Origin of the sequence: Enterobacter sp. MF024 (assembly GCF_005843915.1) — a bacterium.
In the GTDB taxonomy this organism is placed as follows: Bacteria; Pseudomonadota; Gammaproteobacteria; order Enterobacterales; family Enterobacteriaceae; genus Enterobacter; species Enterobacter barmai.
On sequence record NZ_VCBB01000005.1, the window covers coordinates 202,583 to 218,060 of the forward strand.

Sequence of the window (15,478 nt, forward strand, 5' to 3'; positions counted from 1 at the left end):
AATCAAGGGATATGAAGGAAAGTCGACAAGATGAAACAGTATAGTCAGTTCGTTATGGGCGCAGCTCTGGTGCTGAGCGCCACACACAGCCAGGCCACGACGCTTGAGCAGGCGGTGAAAGATAGCCTGTTATGGCATCCGGAAGTTAACGCCTCGGTAAACAGCCGATACTCCGCCGATCAGGATCTCCGCGCAGCTAAAGGCGGCTATCTCCCGACGCTGGATCTCACCGCAGGCACCGGTTGGGAGCAGACCGATAATGCCAGCACCCGCGCCGCAGGTGACCATTTACGCGATCTGCATCGCAGCGAGTCCGCTATCAACCTGCGCCAGAATGTGTTCAACGGTTTTGCCACCACCAGCGAAGTCGGCCGCCAGAAAGCTACGGTCAACTCCCGGGCCTGGACGGTGCTGAATACCAGCGAATCTACCGCGTTGCAGGCGATCCAGACCTATCTCGATGTGCTGATGCGCCAGAAGATGGTGGCGCTGGCGGAAGATAACCTCAAAAACCACGAGCGCGTGTTCGATCAGATCCGCCTGCGTACCGAGCAGGGCGTCGGCCGTCAGGCGGACTTCGAGCAGGCCCAGGCCCGTCTGGCACAGGCGCGCAACAACCTGCTGACCGAGCAAACCAACCTCGAAGACTCCCGCGCCAACTATCAGAGCATCACCGGCAAAGAGCCTGACACCCTGGTTATGCCCGCTAAAATCGCCGTTCCCGCTTCCCTGGATGCCGCGCGTACCGTGATGCTGGAAAATAACCCGCTGCTGAAACAGGCCGATGCCGACGTGGAAGCGACCCGCCAGCAGTATGAGGCGGCCAAATCGCGCTTCTATCCGGATGTGAACGTCGAAGTCGGGCGTACCATGGATAACAACATCGATGGTACCCGCGGCCACAGCCAGGAGTGGCAGGCGATGCTGCGCATGCGCTACAACCTTTACAACGGCGGCAGCGACCAGGCGACGCTCACCTCATACGCCTACAAAATGAAAGAGGCGCAGGATGTGAAAAACAACGCCCAGCGTCAGCTGAACGAAGATCTGCGTCTGGCCTGGAACGCCCTGAAAAATGCCGGTCAGCAGGTGCCGATCGCCAAAGAGTACGCCGATCGCAGCGTGCAGGTGCGTAGCGCCTATCAGGAGCAGTTCAGCCTGGGCGACCGTACCCTGCTCGATATGCTGGACAGCGAAAACGAAGTGTTCAGCGCCCAGCGCCGCTACGTCGAGCTGCAGTTCGTCGATATGTTTACCACCTATCGCATCAGCGCCCGTACCGGTGAACTGCTCAAGAACCTGAATATTCAGGCTCCGTCGGCCGCCGAGCCGCTCGATCAAGCGAAATCTTCCCAGGCAGAACTGCCTGAATTAAAGTAAGGCGCCCTGAAAGGCTGACGGGGTTGTTGCTGGCAGGATAAACGGCAACAACCCTCTCTTTTTTACATCTGCGACCGCCGTCTGCAGAACACTGAGGCAGAGAATGACGCCTGATATTGACTCCTCCGATCGCATAGAGATGACCCCGCAGGCGCAGGGCAGACAGGATCCGCGGCAAAGCCATGACGATCCGCTGCTGGACGCGCTGATGATCGTCTGTAAATTGCACAACGTCGTCACCAGCCGTAACGTCCTGACCGCCGGGCTGCCGCTGGACGCCTACACCCTGACGACGGAGACCTTTCCGCGCGCCGCCGGCCGGGCCGGGCTCAAGGCGCGGGTGGTGCAGCGCGGGCTGGAAAACATCACCGCGCTCTCTCTGCCTGCCATTCTGCTGCTGAAGAACAACCAGGCCGCAGTGCTCATTGGCTGGGATGAACAGCAGCGCGCGCGCCTGCTGCCCAGCGAAACGGAGGGCGGTGAAATCACCGTCTCGCCAGAGACGCTGGCGGAGAATTACAGCGGCCGGGCGATTTTTATCTCCCCGGAGCATGAGTTTGACGCCCAGCCGACGGCTACGCTGCCGCGCACCAAATCCTGGTTCCAGGACACGCTCAGGCTGTCGAAATTCCTCTATCTGGATGCGGTGGTCGCCAGTTTCCTGGTCAACCTCGTGGCGCTCAGCGCCCCGCTGTTTGTGATGAACGTCTATGACCGGGTCGTGCCTAATCAGGCCACCGCTACCCTGTGGGTGCTGGCCATCGGCGTCAGCATCGCCTTTGTGTTCGACTTTGTGCTGAAGATCCTGCGGGGCATCTGTCTCGATCTGGCCGGTAAGAAAACCGATCTGGTGGTCTCCTCGGCGCTGTTCGAGCGGCTGCTGGGCATGAAGATGAAGCTTCGCCCGCAGCGGGTGGGGAGCTTTGCGCAGAACTTTCAGGAGTTCCAGTCGATTCGTGACTTCCTCTCTTCCCTGACGCTCACCGCCTTTATCGACTTTCCGTTTACCCTGCTGATCCTGCTGGTGATTGGCATCATCGGCGGCCCGCTGGTGTTTATCCCGCTGCTCTCCTATCCGCTGGCCCTGCTGGTGAACTGGCTGATCCAGCGCCCGCTGATGTCGCGGGTGAAGAAAACCTATCAGCTCTCCAACGAACGTCAGGCGATGCTGGTGGAGACGCTCACCGGACTGGATGCCATCAAGATCAACAACGCCCAGAGCGAGCGCCAGTATCAGTGGGAGCACCTTACCGGCCAGCTGAGCAAGCTGGAGCTGCGGGTGAAGTCGCTCTCGTACGTGGCGGTAAACTTTACCGCCTGGTTGCAGCAGTTCAGCGGCGTGGCCCTGATCGTGGCCGGGGTCTACATCATTATTGGCGGCAACCTGAGCATGGGCGGGCTCATCGCCTGCTATCTGCTGCACCGTCGCGCCATGATGCCCATCGGCCAGCTGTGCAGCCTGATCACCCGCTACCAGCGCGCGCGAATGACCAAAGCCACCATCGACCGGATGATGGATCTTGAGCAGGAAGTGCAGGACGACGAAGTGCCGCTGAAGCGGGAAACCCTCTCCGGCGCCATCGAGCTGCGCGATGTGACCTTTATCTACCCTGGCAATCAGTATGCTTCGCTCATCAATGTCTCTCTGACGATCCAGCCCGGAGAGAAAGTGGGCATCATCGGGCGCAGCGGGTCGGGTAAAAGCTCCCTGGCGAAACTGCTGGTCGGTTTTTACCAGCCGAACAGCGGCAATGTGCTGATTGACGGTATCGATGCCCGCCAGATTGATGTTCACGATCTGCGCCATAACATTGGCTACGCGCCGCAGGATATCCATTTGTTCAGCGGCACCCTGCGCGACAATCTGGTCTACGGCGCCAGCTACGTTGACGAGGAAACCATGCTGCGGGTGGCCACCCTGACCGGCGTACACGAGTTTGCCCGTCGTCACCCGTCCGGCTACAACATGCAGGTGGGCGAGCGGGGGATGAGTCTTTCCGGCGGCCAGCGGCAGGCTGTTGCTCTGGCGCGGGCGCTGCTGCTCGACCCGCCGGTGCTGCTGATGGACGAACCGACCAGTTCAATGGATAACACCAGCGAAGATCTGATCAAAAAGGCGCTTGTGCCGGCGATCGCCAACAAAACGCTGCTGATGGTCACCCACCGTGCGTCGCTGCTGACGCTGGTGGATCGTCTGATTATCGTCGACAACGGCAAAATCATTGCCGACGGTCCGAAAGAGAGCGTCATGAGTGCGCTGAAAAAAGGACAAATTCATGCGAATCGTTGAGACGCTTAGCCGCCTGATGAGCTGGCTGTCAGGAGATAAACAGCCCGCGCCCTTTACCACCAACGAGGTCAACAAAGCCCTGCTGGACGATGCCCCGCGGGTGGTGCGCGTCACGCTGTGGGCTATCTTCGCCTTCTTTATCGCCATGATCCTCTGGGCGTCGCTGGCCAGTATCGACGAGGTGACGCGCGGGGAAGGGCGGGCTATTCCTTCCTCCCGCCTGCAAAAAGTACAGAACCTCGAAGGGGGGATCGTTGCGGAGGTCTTTGTCCACGAAGGCGAGGTGGTGAAAGCCGGCGCGCCGCTGCTGCGTCTGGATGATACTCAGTTTCGTTCCAACGCCGGGGAGAGCGAGGCCGACAGACTGGCGCTGCAGGCGCGCATCCAGCGTCTGACCGCGCAGCTGAACGATGCCACAACCCTGACCCTGGCGCCGGAGATCGTGAAGCAGGCGCCAGATATCGCCAGCGGCGAGATGGAACTGTTTGCCAGCGTCAACAAGCGCATTCAGAGCGAACTGGCCGGGCTTAACGAACAGCTTATTCAGAAGAAGCAGGAACTGCTCGACTTCCAGGGCAAGGCCAGCCAGTACCGCCGCAGCCTGGCGCTGCAGCAGCAGGAGGTCGCCATGTCTGAACCGCTGGTGGCTAAAGGGGCAATTTCAAAAGTTGAAGTGCTCCGCCTGCGTCGCGGCGTGGTGGAAACCCAGGGACAGCTCGACTCCGTGACCCTCGCCATTCCCCGGGCGGAAGCGGCCATCAAGGAGATTGAGAGCAAGGTCGGCGAAACGCGCGGGCGTTATCGCAGCGAAGCGCTGGGGCAGCTCAACGAGGCGCGAACCGATCTCAGTAAAATCGAGGCCTCGGGTAAGGCGATTTCCGACCGGGTGAACCGTACTCTGGTGACCTCACCGGTGCGGGGCGTGGTGCAGCAGCTGATGGTAAACACCATCGGCGGCGTGATCCAGCCGGGCAACGACCTGGTGGAGATTGTTCCTCTGGACGACAAACTGCTGGTGGAAGCAAAAATCCGTCCGCAGGACATCGCGTTTTTACGTCCGGGACAGGAGGCGACGGTGAAGTTCACCGCCTACGACTACACCATCTATGGCGGCCTGAAGGGTACGCTGGAGCAGATCAGCCCCGATACGGTCACCGACAAAGACGGGAAGAGTTTTTATGTGATTCGTCTGCGTACCGACAAGAACCATCTCGGCACGGATGAAAAGCCGCTGTTGATTATTCCGGGGATGGTGGCGTCGGTGGATATCATTACCGGTAAGAAAACGGTGATGGCGTATCTGCTAAAACCGATCCTGCGGGCGAGGGCGGAGGCGTTCCACGAGCGTTAAGAGGGGATAAAGCCCCCCTCCGGGAGAGGGGGGCTTTAGGGATTACCACATCAAATCATCCGGCACGACGAAATCAGCGTACGGATCGTCTTCGTCCTTCGCTTCCTGCGTCAACTCGCCGCTGAACACGATATAGCTCGCATCACGCTGCGTAATTTTATCGGCGACAACCGCAGGGATGATGGCGTATTCGCTTTCGCGATCCGCCCCGGCAACCAGACGCGCAATCGCCAGACGGCCATTGATCAGCTGTTTTTGCGTGGTCTTATCCACCAGCACTTTTTTAATCAAATTGCCGTCGGTGAAGTTGAAGCTAATATCGCCTTTCGCTACCACGATCCGGTTCATCTCAATTAACTGCTTGATCTGCGCCTTGTACTCTTTAGCCAGGGTCGCCTGCTTTTGCTGCTCGCTGAGCTCTTTATCGCGCTCAATCTGCGCCTGTTTGTTCACTTCCACCGCTTCTCGCGCTTCACGCGCCTGAACGCGGGATTTTTTGGCGGTGCGCTGCACTTTTGCCATCTTTTTACTGCTGACTAAGCCAGCCTTCAGCATCTGTTCCTGGAGTGTGAGTTTGGTCATCTTCGTTTCTGAAATCTGTCAAATGATGGGCAGATTATACCTTTAATTCCGTGGCAGGGATAACCTGAGCAAAACCGGCAGCAAGCAGCCCCAGCGTGACATCCAGAATGGCTTTCGCGCTGAGCTGATACTGTTCAAGTTCGAAACTGATCACCGCATCTTTTAACACAGTGATTTTTAACCCGAGGTCAGCGCCCGATCTGACGGTGGAGTTAACGCAGAATCCGGCTACGGCACCGATAACCACCAGCTCTGAAATACGGGCATCCTGCAGATAATCAAACAAACCCGTTGAGCTGAACGCGGAGGAGGTGTGTTTGATAAAGACCGGTTCGTTGTTGAGTTCTTTAAAAGACTCTAGAGGTAAGCTGGAGGATGAGCTGTGATGGAGCGGCGAGCCCTCTTCAGGCGTCTGGTGGCGAACGTGTATGACCGGGGTGCCTGATTTTCTGAATTTCTCAATCACAGCGGTCATGTTTTCAATACTGTTTTGCGGAAAGTAATCCACGCCCTGTTGAATTCTTTGTGTGACAAAATTCTGCATATCGATGATGAGCAGTGCTTTAGACATCTTTATCCCCTTTAAACAGTATTGATGGCAGGGTTATTTGCCGCTGCAGGACATTCTTGTTGCCCTGAATCGAATTAACATAGCTGCAATAACATCTGTTTAACCCCTACTAAATTTGGTTAAGGCTCAAATAAATCATCAACTAATCCTGAATCCGGTCGATAACCTCTCCAGCGAAACCTGTATCGGTATATCGGAATGCTGAGCCTAAAAACTAACCTGATGGCCTTGACGCTTCGGGGTCAATCTCAAAAAAATACCTCTGCTCTGGAGCAGTCGATCCGCAATCTCTCTTCCGGCATGCGCATCAACAGTGCCAAAGACAATGCGGCCAACCAGGCCATTGCTAACCGCATGACCAGCCAGCAAAATGCGCTGCAACAGGCGCAGCGTAATGCTGGCGACGGCTTGTCGATGATCCAGACGGCCGAAGGCGCGATGGATGAAATCAACAACCGCCTACAGCGCATCCGCGAGCTTACGGTTAAAGGGCTCAGTGAATCCAATACCATGGCGGATGCCGATACCATTCAGGCTGAAATCAACTTAAACCTTAAGGAGATCGACCGTCTGAACGGCTCCGTCGACTTTAACGGTATTAATCTGCTGAATGGTAGCGCGGGAACGGTCGGTTTTCAGGTCGGCACCCGGGATAATGAAAAAATCTCCCTCGATTTATCGAAAAACTTCAGTGTTGAAAATATCGGCCTGAAGGATTTCGTTATTCGCGGTATCAGCGGCAAGGTTTCAGATATCAATCAGGTGGCGGGAAGCGCCAGTAATATCGACCTGAACAGCGGTAATGTCAGCGTAACCTGGTATCCGTCAGGTTCATACAACGCGCCACAGCTGGTGCGCAACGCCACTGACGGCCGGTATTATATTCAGGATACGGGAGCTGACGGGAAACCTGTATTTTACCAGGCTAATACTGCCGCAAGCTGGAATACCGCCAGCGGAACCGGAAGCGTTGATGTCAGTGCAAACAATGGCGTGCCACTCTACAGCAGCGTCACCCAGCTTAATAGTCGGCCAATTTCTTCGGTGAGCTATCTCGACACCAATGGGGATGTTTTGAGTAATAGCCCCGCGCCATCAATTAGAGAATCAAACGGCCAGTATTATATTGAGCAGGATGATTATTATTATCCTGCCACGCTAACCTACGGTTCGACGGGTGCCGTCACCGCGCAAATGACCAGCACCACGGCAAAACTGGATACAGATTTCGCCACGCTTCCGGCTGTCGTGACGACCACACCCAATATTGATGCCACGACCGCAGCGCTGAGCTTTAAGGATGCGAGTAATAACCCGCTCTCCGCCGCTAACTCCCGACTGCTGAAGTCAGGCAGCCAGTACATTCTGGAAGTGGACGATGGCAGCGGTAATTTTAGCTATTACAATGCCTCGGTAACGACAACGACCGACGGTAGTGCCCATTCGCTTGTAGTGACGGCGAACAATGCCATCAGCCTGAATAATTTCTCTGATGTGACCCGGGTCAGCGGGTCGTCCCTGGTCACGATGGATCCTGCGAAGGTCAACGTGCGTTACACCGATGGCGACGGCAATATCTCGAACGATGTGCTGCGCCTGGATGCGGACGGTAATTACTACATGGATGTGGTGAACGGCACCGAGACCAAAAAAGCCACGCTGGTTTTCACTGATGAGACGCCTGCCCGCTACCTGCTTAAAACGCTGAATGGTCTGGGAGATCTGCAGATCTACTACCAGGCTTCTTTCAGTGCCTCCACGGATGCCGCAACCAACTATACGACCCTGAATATCTCTGAAATCGGTGACGAAATTCGCCTGAAAAACCCTGCGAATCCTCTGGCGGCGCTCGACAATGCCATTAAGCAGGTCGATGAACGACGCAGCACGCTGGGGGCGGTGGCGAACCGTCTGGAGTCGACGCAAAATCTGCAGGCGACGATGTCGGTTGCGGTTAATGCGTCCCGTTCACGGATTGAAGATGCGGACTACGCCGCAGAAGTGTCCAGCATGGCCCGGGCGCAGATGCTTCAGGAAACTTTTGCCTCGTTAATGACCAAAGCCAATCAGACACCGCAGGTGGTGCTGTCTCTTCTGAATGACTCAATGAAATAACAGAATGGAGCCCCGGCTTGTGGGGCTCCATAACGCTTAGCGAATAACATTACCGTGCTGGACGCAGCGCCCGTCGTTACAGCTAACGGCATCCACTCTGGCTGCCCGGTGATTTCTTGCCTGCGCGGTAACGGTTGCCGCTGCGACAGGGTGGTTGGAATTTGCGACTACGGCCGCGCGCTCTACCGGATGGAACACCACCCCGGCAAAGGCAGAGCAGGGGGCGATTAGCGCCAAAGCGATCAGAATTCTTTTCATTCCATTACTCCGTTGTTTTTCTCAGGTGGGAATTCGTTCTAACGGCGCGAGAGTACAGCACAGCGGCAGGTGACGTTGTGTGTATGGGTGCTATTGGCTGGAGAGAAAGTTGAAAGCGGGAAAGTGTCCCTGCAGGAATCGAAATTAAACATAACCCTTTGTTATTCTTTAATTTTATTTTTTGTTCAATGAATGGTACCCGCAAAAGTACCCGCAATGAATTAGAATAAGACTAGTTTTCGTTGTTGGCTGCTTGGTCAATTGGTTCGTTGTCGGCAATAACAAAGCCCAAATCGGAACCAAATCTGCTCCGAGGAAATCCTGAGCGGGGAAGCCCCATTGCTTCAAACTTACATCCTGGTAAGTTAGGTTTGTTATCTATAAGTTCTACAACTTGGCGTAGCCAAGTCGAGCTAGGACCTATCATTTTGACCATATACCATATAATGCAAATCGCACTATAAAGTCGCTCATTGGTATGGCTATTTAATCCCAGTCTATCGAAAAATTCGTTATTCGGGATTGGTACTGGCGGGTGTGTTCTGTTCCAGATGCGAGAATGATGTGCACAGCGATTGCGAAGGAGGTTAAGACAGCTCAACCATTTGCTAAAAGTTATTTTGTTATCCAACCCAAACCGTTGGATGATTTTAGCCTGCATTCGTCCGTTGAGCATTGCATAGTAACGAGACATTTGTCCGAAATCCCAAGTCTCAACTGCTACCCAGAATGGAATCTCCTTATTCTCTCGCATGTGCCATTGAATACATTCATCACGGCAATCAGCAATTTTTTTGTCCTGCTTGGATAGCCATTCTTCGAAATTGCTACGGCTACCACGGAGAAATTTCGGGTTTATAAATTCCTCCATTCGATAAGCAAGAGGGTGAAACCTACCGACTTCATGTGCGATAACAGAGCGAATATGAATTTCTAAACGTTCAAGTGCGTTCATCATCAGCATACGAAGCTTTTTGTCGTACAAGTACAGATCATATGCTTGCTCAAAAGAAGTTCCACTAAGGAATTCATCTGTCCTATATGAAAAGCCTTCGTCACTGGTTCGAATGATTCTGGATATGTACCAAAACCCAGATAGACGGTAGTAACCCACTTGGGATAGTTTTCTCATTGCCCTCGCTTGATCACCAATAACCATGCCTCGATCTAATAAAAGGTCGAGTTGCTGTTGGTATTCTTTATGCGGTTTGGCTGGAATCATTAAGAAGCTGGGTGCTAGATAGTAAAAGGCCCGACCGTGAGACTCACAAACCATATAGGTTACGGAGAAACAGGGGATCGGGCTCGGTTGCCGTAAAATCTATACTTTGTATGGGAAAAGTCAATGAGGCCGGTGAAGTAAAACAACTGAAGATTACGGGTAATCCATCAAAAGATACAAGATGTAGTTGTTTTAACTATTAAGTTTAATACCTGTAGTGTTGATTGATTGTACCTATCGTTCACACAGGTCGAAATTAGAAGCCAACAAAAAAAGCATTTCACAGTGAAATTGTTCTGAGTTTGCCGTGTTTCATAGAAGTAAGGGAGGGTTATCTACCTGTCTACCTAACACCCCCTAGCCCTTGCTACATAAGGCTTCCAGCGGGTAGAGAATAAATTTTGCGTTATCTACTATTGTCTACCTGCGGGGATAGTCCCCTACCCAGAATGGCATTGTGTAAGGTGGTCAACTGCGTAATTTACAGACTTGAAGGTGTGTTGATATGGATTTATCAGCGCCGCAGCTGCGTGGGCTTGCGCCATTGGAAAGAGGGTGATCTCATCATGTTCCGGTAGCATTCCTGCCGCCGGGCGCCGGCCATTATCTCGCGCTCAATCTCCCGCAGTTCTGCCTCGCTAACTTCATGTCCCTCATGCTCCAGTTTTGCTGCTGTCAGTGATGCCATCTCGTGTGGTGTCATCATCATTATTCCGGTGAGCTAAAACGTCGCAATTCAGGTGCTGCAGAACGTTATCAATTTCAGGTGACTGCCCGGATATTCCGCACACGTTCTGCACTTAAGAAAACTAAAGATTTACCCGCCTGAGAACTGCCGGGGAGCGTTAACATTTGCATACATTGCGCCATTACTAAGCCTGTACATTCCTGTCAGCAGGTTGACACTTTTCCGCAATCACCCCCCGTTTTCCCGCGGTTTGAGTGTCAGAGGTGTCAAGTTATCCGTTTCGTTTTCCGGAGTGGTGGTGAAAAGTGTCAACCTCGGTTTTCGAATTTTCCAGCAGATTGACACTTTGTGATCGGGGCAAGAACTGTCAGGCTAACCAGCCAGCATCAGCGGCTTTTATCCCAAATAGAGAGCGCTTTAATACCTTCCGGGCTCCAGTCGTCAATGTCGTCCGGAGCTTCGTCTGCGGCGAGACAGGCATAGCGACGCAGCATGTCGATGGCTAATTCTGCATTCTGCAATAAGTCATATTGCTGGATATAGCATTCAAGATCACCATCGTTCAGGTAAATCCCCTGCCCGTCATCCAAGAAAGAAGCCGACACACCAAGCTCATCGGCAGCCTGTAATACTCGTTGCTGAATTTCTTCAGGGGCGGTCGGAGCCGGATGTTTACGATCACCAGCTTTAACCGCTTTCCAGAATTCACCCCACGTCATTTCAAGTGTCCGGTGAGGCCAAAGGTCAGAGCCTGTTTTGGAAGGCACTTCGCCGGAAGCAGCTGCTCGCTGGAGTAGTTCTGTTGCCTCAACATCAATCTTGCGTCCGGCTAAAGCAATTTCGCCTTTCTCGATCCACTCATAAACCGTCTGTCGGCTTACACCACAATGCCGGGCGTACTCTGCTTTACTCATTAACATGATTATCCATTTCCTTCTTTTTATGGCACACAGGAGCATACTACAGCTCCTGCTAGTCCTGTTCTCAGGTTAATAAACCTCTTAAGCTACCGTGCTGACCGTTAGTCCACCTTCACGCAGTCGTAAGTGGCGAACTGTTTCGGGGCATCCATGCTGGCCTGCAGCCATTGCGTGTTGAGTATCGCTTTGCCGTTCCGGCCGACGAACTCCATCCCCATCCAGCGCCCGGGAATACTGGTCGCAACGATCCATTCAAATTTCACGTTATCGTAATCGCCCTCTTTACCCAGAAAGGTAATTTTCTGCGTTTCAGGCTTGGCGCCATTAATTCTGGCCAGCCCATCGTCAGCCCAGTGGACTTTGATATCACCACACTGCGAATCCGCGATCGCGCCGGTAGAAACGGACGAAAGAATAAAAAAGTAAGTGCCTAAAATTTTGCGCATATTTGCACCTCAGTAGCTTGTTCTTAACATGGCGGTGTTGCTGTAGAGCTCTTTCGCGCCGCGGGCAAAACACATGAGATCCATGTACCACGCAGTGCCCCTCGTATCGCCGGTGAAGCTGATTGAATGGACGAAATAGACACCGTCAGTGGCCACACTGGCGGGCTGAGATTTAGGGGGAGCATCGACAAAATTACCCTTCTCATCCTGAATCTTGCCAATTGGCACCAGGTTACCGTCAATGCTCTTCTCGTAAAAGCGTGAAAGATAGAGATCCTGGTCTACCAGCTGCGAACGGTAAACGGATGCCTGGTCGAGCTGGATTAAGCCGTTCACCCTGATGTTGGGGTTGATGAGGCAACGAACGTTAACGCCCGCGCCCATAGTCTGCTGCGGCATCCCGATGAGCCCGGTATTGCTGTTCAGAACAACAGCTTCATGTAAAAAGCTGTCCTCAGAGACCATCTGAGCCTGCCCGTCGACTATTTGCCAGTTGGCGTTGCACTGCGCCGCGAGGTTGCTCATATAGTCACGGGTCATGCCGTAGAACACCCGGCCCCGGGGCATAACGCGATCCGGGAACTCTCCGGTAACGCCCTGGGTGATACCGAACGGCGAGAAGTCCTTCATCATCATGGTGTGAACATCTGACAGCTTATAGCCAGCCGATAGCGTGCCAACCGAGACCGCCTCGTTAAATGCTCGATGCCCATCGATAGCCTGGATAAGGGTAAAAATGTCGGTAGGGTTATCGCGACCGGTTATCGTAAAGCGGATCTCACCGTTGAAAATCTCTCCGAAGTTCTGACCTCGAGTCTGCCCGGCCTGTCCAGGGTATATCTCTGTTACCTGTCCGACCTGGCTTTCCGATACCGACGGCGCCAGCCCGTCATACCCGGCAATGATCGTGATCCGCGAGAACTCTTTTCCTAATAGCTTGCTCCTGGTCGACTCGCTGAGGTTATAAACTTTCAGCGTTGCGACACGCGGCCACATGGAGTTGGTCCAGTCGATCGCGAACGTCACCTTAAAATCTGACAGAGAAATGCCCTGTCCGGCATCATTCAGCAGGCGCAGCTCAAAATGGCGCATCCAGTTAGTGGTCACGTTTTTTACCCCCTGACCTCAAAGTTACTGATCCTGTCGACTGGAACAAATACAGCTCTGGTATACCTTCTGCACGCGACCGCATATCGACTTCAGTGATTGTTTGCCGCAGTTCTTTCGGTATCGCAGCTGTTCCGCGCAGCGTCGATTTTCTCCGGTGAAAATCCTGATTGGTCACGATCGAAAAAGTCGTTTTCATCTCAGGCCATCCCTACTTTTTTATATCTGACGACGTGAGTGATGGACTTCATCAAGCTGCCGGTGACATACAGCGGCTTAATGTCCTGTCCTTTCGCCATGCGCTGCCGGCGCGTTGATGGTGCCAGCGGTTCCAGTTCCGTCCCCTCACCGATGATGCCTATCGCTGCGTCAGCTGCTAATTGCCCGGCCCTGTTTAATTCTGCTATGGCTCCGGATGTGTTGCCATTAAGTGCAAGGTTAACCGCCGATCGCATGAGAGGGATTGTTTCCTTCTCGCTTTTGGCAATACCTGGCTCTAGGAAAGGGCGGGGCGGCAACGTGACGATTTGCTCGCTTATATGGTGTGTAGTGCTGAAATTGGCTTTACTCGCTTTAACGAAACGACCACCCCGGCGCAGAGAGCCATCAGCATTAATGCTTCTGTTTATGGTTATCTCGTGCGCCGGTATCTTGATTGTCGCGCCGGTGGCCTGAAGATAGCCGAGCTGGGCATTACTTAGACCGTCACTATCAGCACGCGCTTTACCCTCCGGTATTCCGATAAGCACATCGATATCCTTCAGGCTTTGTATGCGCTTCAGCACGTCGCTTGCTGTGTCTGACCTGATAGTAACTCCGCTCTTCTTTCCCATGGTTAGACCCCATATTTTTTGGCATCAACAGGCGCAACTTTAGGATCCGTAGACAATCCTCTGCTTTTTCCCTTGGGAATATATCGTTGGGGCTTAACAGCGTTGCGGATCATTTCGAGGTAGGGCTTTTTTGGTTTATTCATGCGTGACCTCATGGGCATTTAATCTTACAAATCACCATTCCCGATCCTTCCAGAACTCTTTGTTCTTTAGGTTTTCGGTATCCGCAAATTTGGCTCGTTCATCCCACTCAGCCCGTTTCTTAGCGGCTTCTTTTCCGTTAATGCTTGGAACATATGGCTTCGACTGGATACCGTTTACTTTCATGTAAGCGCCAACGCTTTCAAGTACGCTAACGGCATCAGACAGGGGGATGTGTTCTACCTGTGAATAACCAGATGCCGCTTTAAGCGCGGTCATCGGCACAAAGCGCAAAACATCGATGGCGATTGCCCGCGGGTCTCGCTCAACACCTAATGTGAATGACGGGACGGCTTTCCATACCATCTTCAGAAATTCACCGTGTGATTGCGGTGGCTGGCCAGCGCCAGCTGGTTGTTGGTCTCCTGTTTTTTTCCGTAACCGATCAGCCGTTCTGGTTGCTGCTGCGGCGCGGTTTTCAGCTGCTGTGACTCGTTCATATGCTGATGAAAGTTGCTTCATGGCAAGAGTCAGTAAAGCTGCGGCATCTTCTTTGGTTCGAAAGCTGATTTGATTTCCGTTATCCAGGTCGGCGGTAATGATGAAATCGTTTTCTGAGGTAACTACGTTAAAGCGGGTGATGTTTGGCATCGTCAAATTTTCCTATTACCTCGGCGGGATTGCCGGTAGGAAAATAATAATGATATTTCTCTAAGAAATTTAGAGCGCGGAATGAGTTCAACTATCTAATTAATAAAATGAAATGATGTGAAATAATAAAAAACTTTCTAACGTTTAAAGGTTTCGCCTGTACAATAGTTTGGTATTACAAATATCTTACAGGTGATCCATGGCGTCCAACACAATTACGTTTCGTATACCTTCAGACCTTACTGACTCCCTCAAAGCTGCTGCGTCAGGCACCAGTAATACGGCGGTAATTGTTGATGCGCTACGTGCATATCTAAAGCAGCCGTACAACAGCGCTGAGGCAAGGCTTGATACTTTGGTGGGCAAACTGGAAGCTGCTGCTACATTACTGAATTCATCATCTGTCGCTAAGAATCAGAAGCGTGTTGAGACCACCAAGGCAGCATTCTATGACGCCGAGGTCATTACCGGAATTGTTCAGGACATGACTGCAAAAGCCAAAGACAGGAAGGTGAATGTGGCGATTGCGAACCGGCTAAATGAACTGGGATACACTACATCGAAGGGTGGAAAATGGGGTAGGGCAGATGTTAACAACTTCAAACTTAGAGTAATGGCGAAAACTTAGACCCGGCTACATTCCAACGTCAGGATTAGAGCGGCTTGCAGGCCGCTTTTTTTATGTTCTGTATACAAATGCTGAAATTTATACATTAGAGGGGCTACCCCTGAAAGCCTGAGCTGGCAAGGGTTTCAAAGCAGCGCTGTATAGTGCGTAAGGTGTGAATGCTATTTTGTGGATTTATTAATCATTTTCTTACTGCATTACCCTGTAGCCTGATCTTGATACTCATATTGTTTTATACCTGGCTCATATCATTACACAGAAGCGACCCCAATGCTGGTAATGGGCCAGGTATGGC

Annotated in this window: 15 protein-coding genes; 5 read left to right on the forward strand and 10 right to left on the reverse strand. The window is 52.8% G+C overall.

Annotated elements, in window-relative coordinates:
• The first annotated feature begins 30 nt into the window (after nucleotides 1-30).
• The 3 genes from FFB58_RS10395 to FFB58_RS10405 all read left to right on the forward strand — a co-directional run bounded on the left by FFB58_RS10395 (nucleotide 31) and on the right by FFB58_RS10405 (nucleotide 5,021).
• Nucleotides 31-1,380 carry a TolC family outer membrane protein gene (locus tag FFB58_RS10395; RefSeq protein ID WP_039032033.1) on the forward strand — a complete coding sequence of 450 codons (1,350 nt, stop codon included), beginning with the start codon at nucleotides 31-33 and terminating at the stop codon, nucleotides 1,378-1,380.
• A 139-nt stretch (nucleotides 1,381-1,519) separates the two neighbouring features.
• The gene (locus FFB58_RS10400; RefSeq protein ID WP_251929517.1) at nucleotides 1,520-3,670 is read left to right on the forward strand and encodes a type I secretion system permease/ATPase; all 2,151 of its coding nucleotides are present in this window, start codon (nucleotides 1,520-1,522) and stop codon (nucleotides 3,668-3,670) included.
• Nucleotides 3,657-5,021 (forward strand): HlyD family type I secretion periplasmic adaptor subunit, encoded by a 1,365-nt coding sequence (locus tag FFB58_RS10405; RefSeq protein ID WP_138369819.1) that lies wholly within the window; start codon nucleotides 3,657-3,659, stop codon nucleotides 5,019-5,021. The genes FFB58_RS10400 and FFB58_RS10405 overlap by 14 nt, the downstream gene beginning before the upstream one ends.
• A gap of 42 nt (nucleotides 5,022-5,063) precedes the next feature.
• Here FFB58_RS10405 and FFB58_RS10410 read toward each other — a convergent pair whose 3' ends face one another.
• Both FFB58_RS10410 and FFB58_RS10415 read right to left on the reverse strand, forming a co-directional pair.
• The gene (locus tag FFB58_RS10410) at nucleotides 5,064-5,603 is read right to left on the reverse strand and encodes a DUF2058 domain-containing protein (RefSeq protein WP_039032031.1); all 540 of its coding nucleotides are present in this window, start codon (nucleotides 5,601-5,603) and stop codon (nucleotides 5,064-5,066) included.
• Between the two features lie 34 nt (nucleotides 5,604-5,637).
• On the reverse strand, nucleotides 5,638-6,174 hold the full coding sequence (locus FFB58_RS10415) for an isochorismatase family protein (RefSeq protein ID WP_138369820.1): 537 nt from the start codon (nucleotides 6,172-6,174) through the stop codon (nucleotides 5,638-5,640).
• Between the two features lie 198 nt (nucleotides 6,175-6,372).
• Here FFB58_RS10415 and FFB58_RS10420 point away from each other — a divergent pair, with 198 nt between their 5' ends.
• Complete coding sequence (locus FFB58_RS10420; protein ID WP_138369821.1) at nucleotides 6,373-8,289, forward strand: flagellin; 1,917 nt, start codon at nucleotides 6,373-6,375, stop codon at nucleotides 8,287-8,289.
• 36 nt (nucleotides 8,290-8,325) lie between these two features.
• Here FFB58_RS10420 and FFB58_RS10425 read toward each other — a convergent pair whose 3' ends face one another.
• From FFB58_RS10425 to FFB58_RS10460, 8 genes are all read right to left on the reverse strand, one after another.
• On the reverse strand, nucleotides 8,326-8,547 hold the full coding sequence (locus tag FFB58_RS10425) for a hypothetical protein (protein WP_138369822.1): 222 nt from the start codon (nucleotides 8,545-8,547) through the stop codon (nucleotides 8,326-8,328).
• Nucleotides 8,548-8,779: 232 nt separating this feature from the next.
• The gene (locus FFB58_RS10430) at nucleotides 8,780-9,769 is read right to left on the reverse strand and encodes an Abi family protein (protein ID WP_138369823.1); all 990 of its coding nucleotides are present in this window, start codon (nucleotides 9,767-9,769) and stop codon (nucleotides 8,780-8,782) included.
• A 1,074-nt stretch (nucleotides 9,770-10,843) separates the two neighbouring features.
• Nucleotides 10,844-11,377, reverse strand: a complete 534-nt coding sequence (locus FFB58_RS10440) for a helix-turn-helix domain-containing protein (RefSeq protein WP_138369824.1) — start codon at nucleotides 11,375-11,377, stop codon at nucleotides 10,844-10,846.
• A gap of 101 nt (nucleotides 11,378-11,478) precedes the next feature.
• Complete coding sequence (locus FFB58_RS10445; protein ID WP_138369825.1) at nucleotides 11,479-11,823, reverse strand: hypothetical protein; 345 nt, start codon at nucleotides 11,821-11,823, stop codon at nucleotides 11,479-11,481.
• A 9-nt stretch (nucleotides 11,824-11,832) separates the two neighbouring features.
• Nucleotides 11,833-12,930: a hypothetical protein gene (locus tag FFB58_RS10450; RefSeq protein WP_138369826.1), complete on the reverse strand. Its 1,098-nt coding sequence runs from the start codon at nucleotides 12,928-12,930 to the stop codon at nucleotides 11,833-11,835.
• A gap of 200 nt (nucleotides 12,931-13,130) precedes the next feature.
• Entirely contained in the window at nucleotides 13,131-13,763 is a 633-nt protein-coding gene (locus tag FFB58_RS10455) for a hypothetical protein (RefSeq protein ID WP_138369827.1), read from the reverse strand.
• 2 nt (nucleotides 13,764-13,765) lie between these two features.
• On the reverse strand, nucleotides 13,766-13,906 hold the full coding sequence (locus tag FFB58_RS22875) for a hypothetical protein (RefSeq protein ID WP_171029953.1): 141 nt from the start codon (nucleotides 13,904-13,906) through the stop codon (nucleotides 13,766-13,768).
• A gap of 31 nt (nucleotides 13,907-13,937) precedes the next feature.
• Nucleotides 13,938-14,555, reverse strand: a complete 618-nt coding sequence (locus FFB58_RS10460; RefSeq protein ID WP_138369828.1) for a hypothetical protein — start codon at nucleotides 14,553-14,555, stop codon at nucleotides 13,938-13,940.
• A 199-nt stretch (nucleotides 14,556-14,754) separates the two neighbouring features.
• Here FFB58_RS10460 and FFB58_RS10465 point away from each other — a divergent pair, with 199 nt between their 5' ends.
• Nucleotides 14,755-15,183 (forward strand): hypothetical protein, encoded by a 429-nt coding sequence (locus FFB58_RS10465; RefSeq protein WP_138369829.1) that lies wholly within the window; start codon nucleotides 14,755-14,757, stop codon nucleotides 15,181-15,183.
• Nucleotides 15,184-15,478: the final 295 nt, after the last annotated feature.